This is a genomic window from Riemerella anatipestifer ATCC 11845 = DSM 15868, from assembly GCF_000252855.1.
Lineage (GTDB): Bacteria > Bacteroidota > Bacteroidia > Flavobacteriales > Weeksellaceae > Riemerella > Riemerella anatipestifera.
In genome coordinates this window covers 614,411-630,747 of record NC_017045.1, presented here as the reverse complement: position 1 = coordinate 630,747, position 16,337 = coordinate 614,411, and the positions used below count along the sequence as shown (strand labels likewise).

Here is a 16,337-nt window from a genome sequence, read left to right as displayed (position 1 = left end):
TAAAAAATGAAAAAAATAATCGGATTTATATTAGCTATTGTTCTTGTGGTGGGTGGTTATTTCGGATACAGTTTTTATAAGAAATACTATGGGAATAATGTTTCAAAAGAAGGTGTTTTTTATATCCCAAAAGAGGCTCGTTTTGAACAAATATTAGATTCTATTGCTCCTTATCTTAAAGATAAAGAAAGCTTTAAACAGGTAGCATTGAGCAAAAATATGAATCGTTTTTTCCATACGGGACGCTATAAAATTACCGAAGGTATGGATAATACCGCTTTGGTAAATATGATAAAAGCAGGCAATCAGTCGCCTGATAATTTTAGAATTATTGCTTTTGATAATGTTTACCAAATGATGGGGCGTGTAGCCAAAAAAACGGAGGCAGACTCTTTAGCTTTTATAAAAGAGTTTAACCAAATTGCTCAGTCCAAAGGTTTGTCAGAGGCGGAAGACTTAAAAAAATATTTCTTTATAGATACTTATCAGTTTTTTTGGACGGTAAGTCCGAAAGAATTTTTTGGCGTTTTTGAAAAACAATACAACGATTTTTGGAACGCTGAACGTCTAGAGAAAGAAAAGAAATTAGGTTTAGATAGAAATCAAATTTATGCTTTGGCTTCTATTGTGTATAAAGAGTCTGGCGGGAGGGTAGATGAACAAAAAACCATTGCAGGACTGTATCTTAACCGTTATAAAAAGGGTATGAAACTACAGTCTGACCCTACGGTGATTTATGCTATTAACCAATCAAGTGGTTTTAATAAGGTTATTAAAAGGGTGTATTATAAGGATTTAAAAACGCCCTCGCCATACAATACTTATGCTAATGTCGGGATTCCTCCTGGACCTATTTGTGTAACAGATAAAAACTCAGTAGATGCAGTGCTAAATGCCGAAAACCACGATTACATCTATATGTGTGCAGACCCACAGAGAATGGGTTTTCATAAATTTACAAGCAGCGATGTAGAGCATGCAAAAAACGCAAAAGCATATCAAGATTGGCTTAATGAAAAACAGATAAAGTAAAAAATGCTTTATGCTTTATGAATAATATAATCATACAATTAATTTAAGATATTTAGAAATGAAAATACCTAATCACAACATAGAAATTGTTAGCATTATTAAAAAAAGAACCTTAGCTCTGACCCTTACAGTGGGAGTGGCGAGTTTTTCTTTTGCTCAACAAAAAAATATAGTTTTGGGTAGAGTAGTAGATGCCTATAACCAGCCAATACCTTATGCTTCTGTAAGTTTTGAGCACCAGTCTAATAAACTTTATAGTGATGCTACGTTAACAGATGAAAAGGGGAATTATAAATTGCCACTTAATGCAGGAGTTTATAAAATTACTATCGAAGCTATAGATTTTAAACAAAAAATCCTCACTAAAGAAATTCTTTCAGGTGGAAGTTTAGGTGATTTTAAAATAGAAAAGGAGACTACTGTAACCCATGCTAAGACTAAGGAAATAGAAGGAGTTACCATTACTGTGAATGCTCCTAAGCCATACAAAGTAGAGCTAGACAAGAAGACTTATGATGTATCTTCTGATTTGGTAAGTAAGGGAGGGAGTTTACAAGATGTACTGCAAAATGTACCTTCGGTAGATGTGGATACAGATGGAACGGTCTCTATGAGAGGAAGCTCTAATGTGAGATTTTTAATCAATGGTAAACCTTCATCTATGTTGGGTATAGATGATGGTGCTAATGCATTACAATCAATCCCTGCGGAACAAATAGAAAAAATTGAGGTTATCACAAATCCGTCTTCTAAATTTGAAGCTTCGGGTACTTCTGGGATTCTCAATATTATTCTGAAAAAAAATAAAAAAACAGGATTTAATGGTAGCGTTATTGGGGCTATTGGTTATTTGCCACAGACTAACCTTAATGCTAATTTGAGTTGGAGAAAAGGTAATTTTACTTGGTTTGTTAATGGCGGCGGCGGTTATAGAGAATCTAAAGGAACTACGAGGAATAACAACTTTTATAAGAAAAATGATACCCAAGTTAATCAGTTGCTAGAGTCTAGACAGAATGGAGAGCGAAATACCGCAATGAAAACCTATAATGCTACTACAGGTATAGTCTATGATTTGGGTAAAAATACCTCCATCAATGCTTCGGGTACGATAAGAAGTATTAAAGGGACGGAAGATGCCTTTAATAATTTTAATTATCTTTACAATAATACTACTTTGCCAACACCTTACACAGTAAGGAATAGTAAAGGGACTAATGATAATTTGGCGTTTCAAGGAGATTTTGGTGTAGACCATAAATTTAGTGATAAAGACAACCTTTCCTTATCATTGAGTTATCAAAAAAGTAAAAACGATGCTTATACTATTATTGGTCAAGAGTCTAATAATATTTTTGATGCGTTGTTCTTGGCAGATTCATCTAGACCTTATCTTAGTTTTCAAACTAATGACAACTCTCAAGCTTCAAAGAATCAGACCATTATAGCTAAGGCAGATTATGAACTTAACATTGGTGAAAATTCTAAATTAGAACTAGGCTACCGTTTGGATAGTAATAATAACCAATATGATAATACAGCGAATAGAAGTCTAGGGGCTGGTGGAGCGTTTTCGCCGTTGGGCATGTTTACTAATAATACAGTTTATAATGAGTTGTTCAATGCAGCGTATGTTCAGTTCAAGAGTAAAATAGGGAATTTAGGCTATCAAGTAGGATTGAGAGACGAATTTTCTAACATTAAAATAGATTATCAGAATATGTCGGAGGGTAAAATTATTGATAACAAAATCAAAAATTACAATAATCTTTTCCCTAGTGTATATTTGAGTTATGATTTTGCTAAAAATAATCAGTTATTGGTTAATTATTCTAGAAGGATAGACCGCCCTAGAGCCTTTTTCTTAGTCCCATATTTTTCATTAACAGATGACCAAAATGTCTTTAGAGGAAATATGGATTTGAACCCATCTTATGTGGACTCATACGAACTAGGTTATAGCATACAGAAGAAAAAATTTACCATTAATCCAACTCTTTATTTAAGACGCACGACAGATGATAATAAAATGTTGGTGTATAGGGAAGACGAAAGAACCAATATCTTTTTTGTAACGCCTATCAATTTAGGTACGGATACTAGATATGGGTTAGATCTTAACGGTACGGCAGACCTTTGCCCTTGGTGGAAAATTATGGCGAGTGTTAATCTATTCGCTTATAAATTAGACGGACAAACTTCTTATTCTGTAATAGATAAAAATGGAGCATCGGCGTTGAGAAATGCCTCGTTTGTAGGGAAAGGTTTTTCTAGTATAATGCGACTTAATTCTACTTTTAGAATAGATAGGACATTGAGCATTCAGTTGCAAGGATTTTACAGAGGTGGTACTAGAACCGAGTTTCAAGACAGAAAAGCAATGTATGCCCTTAATTTCGGAGCTTCTAAAACTATTTGGAATGGCAATGGTACTTTAGCGTTTAATGTTCAGGATATATTTAATACCAGAAACAGAACGGTACATACTTTTACCGAAAATACCACTAGAGAGTCTTATATGCAATGGCAACCGAGACAAATCAATTTATCTTTAACTTACCGTTTCAAACAAGGAGAAAAGATAGAACAGCCTAAACGAAAAAGAGAGGGTAACTATTCGGAAGACTTTGAAGGTGGTGGCGGTATGCTCTAATTGAGACTGATGTGCTATGAGTTAGATAAGTATTAATTTTGTTGGTGGGCAAGGTTTTTTTCAAGTTGTAGTAATTTCTCCTTACGCCAAAGTCCACCAGCATAGCCTGTGAGTGTACCATTGCTCCCAATAACACGGTGGCAAGGTACTATAATAGCAATCTTATTGAGGCTGTTAGCGTTAGCTACAGCTCTCACTGCTTTTGGGCTATCCATCATTATGGCTTGTTGTAGGTAGCTTTTGGTGGTTCCGTAAGGTATTTTAAGTAGAGTTTGCCAAACTTGTTTTTGGAAAGGAGTCCCCAATAGTTGTATAGGAACAGAAAATTCCTTCAATTTTTGACTAAAGTAGAGATTTAGTTCTTTCTCTAATGTTTCTAGATGTAAGTTTGATGCTTCTCTGATATTACTATTTAGAGTAGAACATAGTTTTTTTAGTTCTATGTCTAAATATTTTTTATCTGTGAATTCTAATAGATATATCCCATTATCATCAGCAATAGCAATCATTTCACCTAAAGGAGTATCAATATTTTTGGAGTAAAGCATCTCTAATCAGTTTAAATTAAACTTAGGAAGCAAAAATAAGTAAAAAAAACACAACTATACGCTGTTCATTTATTCATTTTGGAAATGGTATTTTATGTCTGAAAAATGAGTAATAATTAGAAATAAATTATTAACCAATAAAAATACTAAAAGATATAGCCATAAGATTTTATTTTTACAATAAAAATTTGATGCCGAATGTAATGAGAAGTACAGTAGAGCCTCTGTGATAGAAAAAGGTATTTAAAAGTAGAACAAGCATCCGTGCTTAAATGGTAATAGTTTGCCTCATTAAATAATGGCTATTATCAAAGGCTTTTTTATATTTGCAACAGATTTAATATTTAATCATAGGTTAAAAATTGATTTGATGAAAAAAATAAAATACTCACACTTAGTTTTAATCCCTTTATTGTGGTTAACAAGTTGTAAAACAGCAATGTCTGTTTCGGAGGTTAAACCCTACGAAAATATTAGTATAGCTTCATCTATTCCTTCTGATGGAGAGATGGATATGCTAATCCAACCTTACAAAAAGGAAATGGAACGACAGATGAATACCAAAATATCTTACACACCTGTGGAGCTTACAAAAACAGGAGATAATAGTAATTTGGGAGGATTGTTGGCAGATTATACTTACGAAGGAGCCGATGTTTGGGCGAAGCAAAATTTGAAACAAAATGTAGATGCGGCAGTTATCAATATAGGAGGGATTAGATCTACCATAGGAAAGGGTGATATTTTACTTAAACATGTTTTTGAGGTAATGCCTTTTGAAAACGAGGTGGTAATTGTTAAAATGAAGGGGAAAGATTTACTAGGCATGTTTGACTATTATGCCGAAACTCAAAAGAATAATCCTGTATCACATTTGTTTTTAGAGACTAATAAAGGTAAAGTTACCAAAGGTCTTGTAAACGGTAAGGAGTTGGATTTGGGGAAAGATTATTACATCGTTACATCGGACTACTTAGCACTGGGTGGAGATAATATGTGGTTTTTCAGTAAAGGGGAACTAATCTCTACTGGGATCAAACTTAGAGATTTATTCATTGAAAAATTCAAACAAAACCCTGAAGTGAAAGCTCCAAATGATGTAAGATTAATTTTTAATAATTAAAAAAACTATGAACCGTAAAGATTTTATAAAAACAATAGGAGGTGGGACTTTAGCATTATCATTAGTACCTAATACTTTCTTGGCTAATACCACACTACTTAATAGTTCAGACAAAAAAATAACAATTCTTCATACTAACGACCAACATAGTAGAATAGAACCTTTTGATGCTAATTATACCAGAAATCCTAATCAAGGAGGTTTTGCAAGGCGAGCTCATTTGGTAAAAGAAATTAGACAACAGGAGCGAAATGTATTGCTATTTGATAGTGGTGATATTTTTCAAGGGACGCCTTACTTTAATATGTTTGGTGGAGAGTTAGAGTTTAAACTGATGTCTATGATGGGGTATGATGCCGCTACAATGGGTAACCATGATTTTGATAATGGTTTAGAAGGGTTTTTAAAGGCTTTACCTAACGCTAAATTTCCGTTTATATGCTCTAACTATGATTTTAAAAACACCATACTAGACGGAAAAACGCAACCGTATAAAATTTTTAATAAAGACGGAATCAGAATTGGGGTTTTTGGAGTAGGCATAGAGTTAGAAGGGCTTGTAGGTAAAAAACAATATAAAGAAACTGTTTGGCATCATCCTGTGGAAATAGCTCAGCAATACGCTGATATGCTTAGAAATGAAAAGAAATGTGATTTAGTAATTTGTTTGTCCCATATTGGTTATTCTTACAAAGGAGAGCATACAAACAAGATATGCGATGTAGAATTAGCTCAAAAAACAGATAATATAGATTTGATTTTGGGAGGACATACGCATACTTTTTTACCAGAACCACAGTCTTTTATCAATAGAAAAGGAACTAAAGTTTTGGTAAATCAAGTAGGCTGGGCTGGTCTATTGCTAGGAAGAATAGACTTCTATTTTGATAGCCAAAAGAAAATTAAAAATATAGCTTGGAACAACCAAGTGATAGATGATAAGATAATGGTCTAAGATGAAAAAAATATTTCAAATTTTAATTTTCAGTATAAGTTTTTTGTTTTTTGCTCAAGAAGGCAAATGGCAAGATTTGTTTTCTTACAATCATATTATCAAGATAAAGCAAGATGATAAAGAACTTATTGTAGTTACTAAGAGTGGTTTATTTTACTATAATGTAGCTTCTGGAGAGATTAGAAAATTGTCAAAAGCTAATGGGCTTCATGAGGTTGGTATTACGGCGTTTGACTATAATCCTGATACTAAAATAGGGTTGATAGGCTACGAAACAGGAGCTTTAGATATTGTTACACCTAATGGGGTAACTTTAATAGTAGATATTCCTATAGCAAGAAGTTATCAAGGTTCAAAAAAAATTAATCACATTTTTATAAAAGATAATCTAGCGATAATTTCGGCAGGTTATGGGGTTTCTATCTTTAATTTGGATAAGAAAGAGTTTGGAGAAACCGTATTTTTTCAGGAGGGAACTAACTTTATTGCTTCTAATGAAGCGTTTGTAAAAGATAATGTGGTATATGCAGCTACCAATCAGGGGTTATACTCGCATAAAATTGACCTAGAGTTTCCAATTTATTCTACATGGCAGAAACTTAATGCACTTAATTTATCACAGTCTGATACTAATGGGCAGAATTATTTGGTTGCTACAAAAAAAGAGGTTTATTTAGGAGAGGCTTTTCAGCGTTTGCCGTATTCTTTTACTGATATTAAAGATGTGGTATGGCAAGCTAATGATTTCTTAGTTTGTGATGTAAATAAAATTTATCAGTTTTCTACTGACGGTAGTTTACAAAGCACATATGATTTCTCATCTTACCAGCTTACAACAGGAGCTCTATATAATGGGAAGTTATTTGCAGGAAGTGCTTTTTCAGGCATTCTAGATCAAAATTATACTAGTGTAAAACCTGACGGACCGTACAGTAATGTAGCTTCTAGAATGACTCTCGTTGATGATAAAATATGGGTAGCTACGGGTAAAAAGGGGAGTTATTATCAGGCAATTTATGATAATAATTTAGGATATTATTACTACAACGGAACACGTTGGGAGTATCCACAATATTTTTTAGATAACCCACAATTAGCCTTTAATATTTTAGATGTTGCTGTTAATCCTTCTAACCTAAGCGAAATCTATTTTACTAATTATGTGCAGAGAAATTCCAAGGGAGTTTATAAAATGATTGATAATAAGCTCTCAAAAGTTTTTAATACTTCTAGTGCTCAATGGTATAATGTTCCAGAGTACTTGGTCTTCGATAAAAATAATAATTTATTTGCCACTTTTTCTTTTTTCGAAGGAGATGTAAATTTTGGAGGAATGTACTTTATTTCTCGAGATGGCTCTAGATTTGAAACTATAAAAACAGCAAATATAAAAACCAGCTCGTCGGGTATACTAGCTTTTAATGATAGACTTTTTATAGGTGGACCTAGAGCATCAGAGGGAGGGCTGTTAATTTATTATTTTAATAATACACCCACTCGTTTTGATGATGATTTGAGACAAATTCTAAGAGTTGAAGAAGGGTTACCTTCGGCATCGGTAACAGCGATGGCAATGGATAAAAACAATAGTCTTTGGCTGGGTTCTACAACGGGACTTAGAATTCTTCCGAATGCTCTGAGCGATTTGTACGGAACTAAAGTAAAAGTAAATCCCATAGTTATTACTCAAAATGGCATAGCGGAAGAGCTTTTTAAAGATGCAGAAATTTTGAGTATAGCGGTAGATTCTGGTAATAATAAGTGGGTATCTGTAAATGGAGGAGGTGTGTTCTTTCTAAGTGCTGATGGACAGAAGGTTTACAATCATTTTACCAAAGCTAATTCTCCTCTTCCTTCGGACGAAGTTACAGATATTAAAATAAACGATAAAACAGGACAGGTTTATTTTGCAACTAGTAATGGTATAGTGGTTTATAAAGGCGATGTAGCTAATGTAACCTCAAAATTTGGGGAAGTAGTAGTTTATCCTAACCCTGTGGTTTATAGCCAGTTTAAGGGAAATGTAAAAATAAAAGGACTGGCTGAAAAAACCAATATTCGTATTACAGATGCTGCGGGTAATTTAATTCATCAAGCGGTTTCTAGAAATGGTTATTACGAATGGAATCTACAAAATCAAAGAGGTTCTCGTGTGGCTTCAGGGATTTATTTTGTATTGATGACCAACGAAGACGGTACAGATAAAGCAACAGCGAAAATAGCAGTGGTTAATTAAATACACTAAAATTGCAATCTTTACAAGGGTTTATACTATCTTATACTAAATATAATGATTCTGGTGCGGTGCTTCGTGTTTTAGAAAGAGAAGCGGGTATTCAGTCTTATTTTGTTAAGAATATTTATCTAGCTCGGAATAAGCAGAAAGTGTATCTTATGCCTTTAATGGGGGTGGATTTTAATGTTTCCAAAACCAAAAGTGGAGCATTACCATTAGTAAACCAAATTTCTCTTTCAGAAATATCAAAGATGATAGATTTCACTTTGGTTAATAATGCTCAAATGACTCTTTTGGCAGAGTTTATTCTAAAAACGGTTCCTTATGAGGTTGTAGAGGATAGTCTTTATCAGTGTGTGGAAGATTTTTATATCAATATAGATAATAAAAATTCACTGATATTTACTATTTACTCCATAATAAAGAATATTGGCTATGGATTTTTATTTACAGAAGGAGCCTTCTTTGATTTAAAAAATGGATGCTTTCAAGAGAGAGAAAATGAGTTTACTATCAATAGAGTTTTGTCAGATACATTAAAAAAAATAGGAAACTCAGAGTTTATTAAAACTTTGATAGATACTGATGAGAGAAGAAATGTGATAGATATTTTGATGAAGTATTGTAAGTATCATATCCCTGAATTTAATAAACCTAAATCGTTAGATATTTTTAGAGAAGTTTTTTAAATTAAGAGGTAATCATAAAAATAAAAAAAGGACGATAATTTATCATCCTTTTTCTCAGTAGTAGCGGGGACACGACTCGAACGTGCGACCTCAGGGTTATGAGCCCTGCGAGCTACCTACTGCTCCACCCCGCGATATTGTGGTGCAAATATACGACGATTTTTTTATTTACCAAAAAAATAGAGTTGAAATATTTTTATTTTTTGTAACTAACTGATTATTAGTTTTGTTTTTTTGTATTCTTACTTAATTTCTAAAAGAAAAAGAGTGATTAAAGCTTTTTAGGTCTGCTCGCATAAAGTGCCAAGCTTCCAAAAAAGCCACCTAAGAGAAAACCTACCATTGCTCCGTAAATAATATCTAATGGATAATGAACTCCTAAATAGATTCTACTATAAGCTACAAAAGATGCCCAAGCAAATACCATTAAACCGAAAAATCTAATCTTTTTTGAAAAAAGAAGATTCATAAAAGAAGCTATAAAGAAGCTGTTAGAAGCGTGTGCTGAATAAAAACCAAAAGGTCCACCGCACTTTACTTCTCTTACTAATCCCTCTAAGAGTGGTTCGTGGCACGGACGAAATCTATGAACTCCTATTTTAAAAATATTAGCAATCTGGTCGGAAGTAATAATTCCTAGAGTAATAAATAGAAGGATATAAATGACTTTTTTCTTCTCGTAGTTTTTTATGATGAGATATAAAAATATAAAATAGAGAGGCAACCAAGTAAGTTTGCCTGATACCATAACCCAAAAGGTGTCAAAATAGGCATTACCTAATCCATTTAGATAAAGAAAGAGAGATTGGTCAAGCTCTATGATTTTGTGCATATTACTCTATCTGCTTACAGGCCCTTCGTGAGCGTCGTCTAGTTGTGATATACTAGTTTTTTTATCTAGATTTACAATATCGTTGGTCGCCTCGGTAAGGTCTTTCTTAATATCGTTCAAAGGATTTACTTCTTGTACAGATTGTTTTACCTGCTCAATTTCCTTTTTTATTTCAGATACAGGGTTGTCTGTCTCCTTCATGATTTCGGTTTTGATGTCTTCCATTGCAGACTTCATTTTTCTAACACCTTCACCTAACCCACGAGCTATTTCCGGGATCTTTTTAGGTCCAAAAAGCACTAATACTACTAGTGCTATTACTAACATTTCACTAAAACTAAAATCCATTCTGCTAAATTACAAATAAAAGTATGAAACGAAAAAAATTATTTTTTATTTTTATAAAATCCATGGTAAACTATATAGGTGCTAATACTCATTAAAATAAATCCAACAAAGAAAGGAGCACCAGCAAACTTAAAAGGTGCATCGTTATGAGTGAAATAGTAAAAAATATTCGTCATAAGAGGCGGACCAATAATACTCGTGAGGCTAATAATGCTGGTAAGAGCTCCTTGTAGGTCGCCTTGCTCACTCGCAGATACTTTTGTGGAAATAACGGATTGTAATGAAGGTCCTGCAATCCCTCCGAAACAATAAATCCCAAGAATGGCAAACATCATCCAACTGTTTCCAGCAAATGAAAAGAGTAACATTCCTAAGCTGTACATACCAATGCCATAAAAGATACTTCTTTCATTACCTATTTTAGGATTTACTTTTCTTAGTATAACGCCTTGCACCAAAGCTGTTAATCCTCCCATTACACCTAGTGAAATCCCCACTGTTTTTTCACTCCAACCAAATCTATAAATACCAAAATAAGCCCAGTTAGTTTGTACTGCATGGGAGGCAATATAGACCAAGAACCAGGCTAAGATAAGTTTATACAACTCAGGGTATTTTCTTAGCTGTAGAAGAGAGCCTATGGGGTTAGCTCTTTTCCAATTAAATTTCCGTCTGTGTTCTTTGGAAAGACTTTCAGGTAGTATAAAAAAACCGTATAGAAAGTTAACAAGGCAAAGTACACCTGCTGCTAAAAAAGGTATTCTGGCACCGTAATGTCCTAATACACCTCCAAGTACGGGACCAATAATAAAGCCTAGCCCAAATGCAGCTCCAATAACTCCAAAATTTTTTGAACGATCTTGTTCTGTACTAATATCTGCAATGTAGGCACTGGCGGTTGTGATGCTTGCTCCTGTAATACCAGATAGAAGACGACCTATAAACAACCACAAAATGCTAGGTGCCCAAGCTTGTAGAAAAAAGTTTGCTGAAAAACCTAATAGCGAGAATAGGATAATAGGACGCCGTCCAAACTGGTCACTTAAATTACCCAATATTGGAGCAAAAATAAATTGCATAACCGCATAAGCGAAACTTAACCAGCCTCCATACTTAGAAGCAAGACTAATATCTCCACTGATGAGTTCTTCTATCAATTTGGGTACTACTGGTATAATGATGCCCCAACCTGTAATGTCTATAAGAAGAGTGATAAAAATAAAGCTAATAGCAGCAGACTTATGAGGCTTTTCCATATTGTCAAAATGAGGAGCAAAATTAAATAAAAATTGCCTTCAAAAATCAAAATATAAGAGTTATTATTTAAGTAGGTATTTTTGTATTGAATTATTTTTTTGGAATCATTGTGTAATAGACTATTTTTGTCGAATGAAATATTCGCGTCAAATTTTACTATCTATTCTAGTATATTGTATAGTGGTTGTTTTTGGTATTCTAGGACAATCTCTATTGCTTCAGTATCCATTATCACTACATTTTCTAATTGCTTTTCTACACTTTTTAGGTCTTATAACGGTAGGAGGGGTAGGTTTCTTTAAAAAGGATATTATGGGATTTGTCTACATGGCATTTATGATATTGAAAATGGGTGCTTTTTTATATCTTTTTTATGTTTTTCCTGACCTGAAAAAACAACTTATGGTATCTGTGGGGCTTTATTTTTTCTATCTTTTAACAGAAACAGTTTTGATAATCAGTCTAATTTCTAAAAATTTTAAAAGCCAACAAAAATCATAAAATTTTAATTTTTTTTAATTTGAAAATATAAAATCAATTTCCTACTTTTGCAGAAATTATAAACTGAAGAAAATGCACTTCAAGAGAGTTATTTTATTGTTGACCATTTTTATGATGGGTTGGGCTAATGCCTCTACCGAGACTAAACAACCTGGAGAGAAGTATAATCCAGTTCCAGACATTATGCATCACATCTCAGACTCCCACAGTTGGCATCTTTGGGGAGAAGGAGATAAAAGTATCGGGTTTTCTTTACCTGTAATACTTTGGGATAATGGATTGAAGATTTTTTCTTCATCTCATTTTGGTCATCATGAGGATGAGGTAGCTCAAGTAGATGGTAACTACTATAAGTTATACCATAACAAAGTATACAAAACTGATGCCAATGGTATTCTAGAAATGCATGATGGACATCCAACTAATGAAAGACCATTGGACTTTTCTATAACTAAAAATGTAGCACAAACTTTATTAGCGGCAGTTTTACTAATTATTTTAGCTTTTGCTACTAAGTCTAGCTACACTTCTAATGGAGTTCCTAAAGGAATAGCTAAATTTTTAGAGCCTTTAGTGCTTTTCGTGAGAGATGATATTGCTTTAGAAAATATTGGGACTAAAAAGTATCTAAAGTATACGCCGTACTTAGTGACGCTGTTCTTATTTATATGGATTGTTAACTTACTTGGGCTTATTCCAGGTGCAGCCAATGTTTCAGGTAATATCGCCTTTACAATGGTGCTGGCAGTTCTTACATTTATTATAGTAACCTTTAGTGGTAAAAAGACTTATTGGTCGCACATATTTGACCCACTAGGGAACAATATGCCATGGGCAGGTAAAGCTTTAGTTTATGTTATCTTGGTACCAGTAGAGATTTTAGGTATGTTTACTAAGCCTTTTGCGTTGATGATTCGTCTTTTTGCGAATATGACTGCTGGGCACATCGTAATCTTGAGTTTGATTTCCCTTATATTCATTATGGAAACTTATGCTATTGCACCAGTTTCTATCATGCTAACTCTTTTTATAAACACATTAGAGCTATTGGTAGCAGCTTTACAAGCGTACATATTTACACTACTTACGGCTCTGTTTATAGGAATGGCAGTGGAAGAAGGACATCATTAAAATTAAGTTAAAGAAATAAAAATAATTAATATCAACCTTTTAAATTTAAAGTTATGACAGGTAGTATCGCAGCAATCGGAGCTGGTTTAGCAGTTCTAGGTGTAGGATTAGGAATTGGTAAAATTGGTGGTCACGCAATGGACGCTATTGCTAGACAACCAGAGCAATCAGGAAAAATCCAAACTGCAATGATTATCGCAGCAGCTCTTATCGAGGGTGCTGGTCTATTCGGTATCGTAGTAGCATTACTAGGAAACGGATAATCTAAAAACTGAAAAGCGTACAGACGGTTGGTCTGTCGCTTTTCTTTTGATTTTAAGAAAAATTAAATAACAATATAAATTAATATCTTAAATAATATGGATTTATTAATTCCTTCAGAAGGTAACCTTATATGGTCTTTAGTGGTTTTCCTTATTTTAGTACTTTTACTATCTAAGTTCGCATGGAAACCTATCCTTAAAACGGTTAATGATAGAGAGACTTCTATCGTAGATGCTTTGAACCAAGCAAAATTAGCTAAAAAGGAGATGGAAGATTTAAAAGCGGATAATGAGAGAATTATTCGTGAAGCTAAGGTAGAAAGAGATGCTATACTAAAAGAAGCTAGAGAGATTAAGGATAGAATTGTAAATGAAGCTAAAGAGGTGGCTAAAGTAGAAGGTGATAAAATGATTGCAGCTGCGAAGCAATCAATAGCAGCAGAAAAATCTGCGGCTATGGCTGATATTAAAAACCAAGTGGGTGCTTTATCTCTAAATATAGCCGAAACTATTCTTAAACAAAAATTAGATAGCACTGAAGCTCAAAATGCTTTAGTAGAGAACATGTTGAATAAATCTAATCTTAACTAAAAATGAGAACATCTAAAGTAGCCAAAAGATATGCTAAGGGTCTTTTGGATTTTGCCCAAGAGTCTCAGCAAACCTCTACTGTGTTTTCTGATATGAAAGCCGTAGTTAAGATTATGAGTGAGAGTAAAGAACTTAACCGTTTTTTACAAACACCTTTCATTGACTATAAGAAAAAAATAGCGGTAGCTAAAGAAATTTTTAAAGGACTTAGTGCTACTAGTCAAAATTTAATTTCATTAGTTATCCGTCAAGGTAGAGAAGCTCAGCTTAAGTTTATAGCACAAGACTTTATAGATAAAGTAGAAGATATCAACGGAGTGCAAAGAATTACTTTGACAACTGCGGCTTCTCTTTCTCAAGAAAATATTGATAAAATATTAAAATCATCTAGTCTTGTGAATTCTGGAGCATCTCATGATTTAAAAGTCAATGTAAATCCAGATTTATTAGGTGGGTATGTTTTGAGAGTAGGAGATCAACAGTTAGATACTTCAGTAAGAACTAAGTTGGCTCAGATGAAAAAAGAATTTCAGTTGAATTAAGAAAAAATAACCATACAATGGCAGAAATAAATCCAGCAGAAGTATCTGCAATTTTAAAACAGCAATTAGCAAATTTTGATACTCAATCTAATGTTGAGGAGGTAGGTACAGTACTTCAAATAGGAGACGGTATTGCTCGTGTATATGGACTAGAAAATGTACAATACGGTGAGCTTGTTAAATTTGAAAGTGGTATTGAAGGAATTGTATTAAACTTAGAAGAAGATAATGTAGGGGTTGCTCTACTAGGAGAGTCTAAACAAGTAAAAGAAGGGGATACAGTTAAAAGAACCAACAGAATTTCTTCTATCAAAGTAGGAGAGGGTATGTTAGGAAGAGTTGTAGATACTTTAGGTAACCCTATAGATGGTAAAGGTCCTATCGGAGGAGAGCTTTATGAGATGCCTTTGGAAAGAAAAGCTCCAGGGGTTATCTACAGACAGCCAGTTAACGAACCTTTACAAACAGGTATCGTAGCGGTAGACTCTATGATTCCTATCGGAAGAGGTCAGAGAGAGCTTATCATTGGTGACCGTCAAACAGGTAAAACTACTGTAGCGATAGATACTATTCTTAACCAAAAAGAGTTTTATGATGCTGGTGAGCCTGTATTCTGTATTTATGTTGCAGTAGGTCAAAAAGGTTCTACTGTAGCACAAATTGTTAAAACATTAGAGGATAAAGGAGCTATGGCTTATACCGTAGTAGTAGCAGCTAATGCTTCAGACCCTTCACCTATGCAGGTATATGCTCCTATGGCAGGTGCTGCTATTGGGGAGTACTTCCGTGATACAGGTCGTCCTGCTCTTATCGTTTATGATGATTTATCTAAGCAAGCCGTAGCTTATCGTGAGCTTTCACTTTTATTAAGAAGACCACCAGGTCGTGAGGCTTATCCAGGGGACGTATTCTACTTACACTCTAGACTTTTAGAAAGAGCTGCTAAGGTAATTGCTGATGATAGCATTGCTAAGCAAATGAACGACCTTCCTGATTCTTTAAAACCAATCGTTAAAGGAGGAGGTTCTCTTACTGCATTACCAATTATTGAGACTCAGGCGGGAGACGTATCTGCTTATATCCCTACTAACGTAATCTCTATTACAGATGGACAGATATTCTTAGAGTCAGATTTATTTAACTCTGGGGTGCGTCCTGCAATTAACGTGGGTATCTCTGTATCAAGAGTAGGAGGTAACGCTCAGATTAAGTCAATGAAGAAAGTATCAGGTACACTTAAGTTAGACCAAGCACAATATAAAGAATTAGAAGCGTTTGCTAAGTTCGGTTCTGACCTTGATGCTGCAACTTTAGCGGTAATCACAAAAGGTGAGAAAAATGTGGAAATTCTTAAGCAACCAGTAAACTCTCCACTACCTGTAGATAGCCAAGTGGCGATGATTTATGCTGGTACAGAAAACTTATTGAGAAATGTACCTGTAAATAAGGTTAAAGAGTTCCAAAAAGAATATGTGGAATTCTTGAGATCTAAGCACCCAGACACTATGGCTAAAATTAAGGCTGGTAAAATTGATGACGAAATTACAGGTGTGCTAAGACAGGCTGCTAATGATTTAGCATCTAAGTATAACTAAAAATAACTCATAATTCCGAGTTTAGAAAATAATTTTTAAAC

At 34.0% G+C, this 16,337-nt stretch carries 15 protein-coding genes and 1 tRNA gene; 11 read left to right on the top strand and 5 right to left on the bottom strand.

Annotation, left to right across the window (positions count from 1 at the left end):
* Positions 1–6: 6 nt before the first annotated feature.
* Together mltG and RA0C_RS03100 are read left to right on the top strand one after the other, a co-directional pair.
* Entirely contained in the window at positions 7–1,032 is a 1,026-nt protein-coding gene (mltG, locus tag RA0C_RS03105) for an endolytic transglycosylase MltG (RefSeq protein WP_004919989.1), read from the top strand.
* Positions 1,033–1,090: 58 nt separating this feature from the next.
* A complete protein-coding gene (locus RA0C_RS03100) occupies positions 1,091–3,685 on the top strand; it encodes a TonB-dependent receptor (protein ID WP_004919985.1) in 2,595 nt (864 codons plus the stop codon).
* Between the two features lie 32 nt (positions 3,686–3,717).
* Here RA0C_RS03100 and RA0C_RS03095 read toward each other — a convergent pair whose 3' ends face one another.
* Positions 3,718–4,233, bottom strand: coding sequence for a methylated-DNA--[protein]-cysteine S-methyltransferase (locus RA0C_RS03095; protein WP_004919982.1), 516 nt, complete (start codon positions 4,231–4,233; stop codon positions 3,718–3,720).
* A gap of 298 nt (positions 4,234–4,531) precedes the next feature.
* Here RA0C_RS03095 and RA0C_RS03090 point away from each other — a divergent pair, with 298 nt between their 5' ends.
* Genes RA0C_RS03090 through recO form a run of 4 tightly spaced genes read left to right on the top strand, consistent with a single transcriptional unit; the run spans position 4,532 to position 9,236 of the window.
* The gene (locus tag RA0C_RS03090; protein ID WP_004919978.1) at positions 4,532–5,356 is read left to right on the top strand and encodes a 5'-nucleotidase C-terminal domain-containing protein; all 825 of its coding nucleotides are present in this window, start codon (positions 4,532–4,534) and stop codon (positions 5,354–5,356) included.
* A 7-nt stretch (positions 5,357–5,363) separates the two neighbouring features.
* Positions 5,364–6,311 (top strand): bifunctional metallophosphatase/5'-nucleotidase, encoded by a 948-nt coding sequence (locus tag RA0C_RS03085; protein ID WP_004919975.1) that lies wholly within the window; start codon positions 5,364–5,366, stop codon positions 6,309–6,311.
* Between the two features lies 1 nt (position 6,312).
* Positions 6,313–8,547 carry a type IX secretion system anionic LPS delivery protein PorZ gene (gene porZ / locus RA0C_RS03080; protein WP_004919973.1) on the top strand — a complete coding sequence of 745 codons (2,235 nt, stop codon included), beginning with the start codon at positions 6,313–6,315 and terminating at the stop codon, positions 8,545–8,547.
* Between the two features lie 11 nt (positions 8,548–8,558).
* On the top strand, positions 8,559–9,236 hold the full coding sequence (gene recO / locus RA0C_RS03075) for a DNA repair protein RecO (protein WP_013446794.1): 678 nt from the start codon (positions 8,559–8,561) through the stop codon (positions 9,234–9,236).
* Positions 9,237–9,297: 61 nt separating this feature from the next.
* Here recO and RA0C_RS03070 read toward each other — a convergent pair.
* From RA0C_RS03070 to RA0C_RS03055, 4 genes are all read right to left on the bottom strand, one after another.
* A tRNA-Met gene (locus RA0C_RS03070) sits at positions 9,298–9,370 on the bottom strand.
* A gap of 137 nt (positions 9,371–9,507) precedes the next feature.
* Positions 9,508–10,068 (bottom strand): phosphatase PAP2 family protein, encoded by a 561-nt coding sequence (locus RA0C_RS03065; protein WP_004919965.1) that lies wholly within the window; start codon positions 10,066–10,068, stop codon positions 9,508–9,510.
* Between the two features lie 6 nt (positions 10,069–10,074).
* Complete coding sequence (locus tag RA0C_RS03060; protein WP_013446793.1) at positions 10,075–10,416, bottom strand: Sec-independent protein translocase subunit TatA/TatB; 342 nt, start codon at positions 10,414–10,416, stop codon at positions 10,075–10,077.
* 38 nt (positions 10,417–10,454) lie between these two features.
* On the bottom strand, positions 10,455–11,672 hold the full coding sequence (locus RA0C_RS03055; protein WP_004919959.1) for a TCR/Tet family MFS transporter: 1,218 nt from the start codon (positions 11,670–11,672) through the stop codon (positions 10,455–10,457).
* Between the two features lie 574 nt (positions 11,673–12,246).
* Here RA0C_RS03055 and atpB point away from each other — a divergent pair.
* The 5 genes from atpB to atpA all read left to right on the top strand — a co-directional run bounded on the left by atpB (position 12,247) and on the right by atpA (position 16,296).
* Entirely contained in the window at positions 12,247–13,305 is a 1,059-nt protein-coding gene (gene atpB / locus RA0C_RS03045) for a F0F1 ATP synthase subunit A (RefSeq protein WP_004919951.1), read from the top strand.
* Positions 13,306–13,358: 53 nt separating this feature from the next.
* Complete coding sequence (atpE, locus tag RA0C_RS03040; protein WP_004919949.1) at positions 13,359–13,568, top strand: ATP synthase F0 subunit C; 210 nt, start codon at positions 13,359–13,361, stop codon at positions 13,566–13,568.
* Positions 13,569–13,664: 96 nt separating this feature from the next.
* Positions 13,665–14,159, top strand: a complete 495-nt coding sequence (locus RA0C_RS03035) for a F0F1 ATP synthase subunit B (RefSeq protein WP_004919945.1) — start codon at positions 13,665–13,667, stop codon at positions 14,157–14,159.
* A 2-nt stretch (positions 14,160–14,161) separates the two neighbouring features.
* On the top strand, positions 14,162–14,701 hold the full coding sequence (gene atpH / locus RA0C_RS03030; protein WP_004919942.1) for an ATP synthase F1 subunit delta: 540 nt from the start codon (positions 14,162–14,164) through the stop codon (positions 14,699–14,701).
* 17 nt (positions 14,702–14,718) lie between these two features.
* Positions 14,719–16,296, top strand: coding sequence for a F0F1 ATP synthase subunit alpha (gene atpA / locus RA0C_RS03025; protein ID WP_004919940.1), 1,578 nt, complete (start codon positions 14,719–14,721; stop codon positions 16,294–16,296).
* The last annotated feature ends 41 nt before the right edge of the window (positions 16,297–16,337 follow it).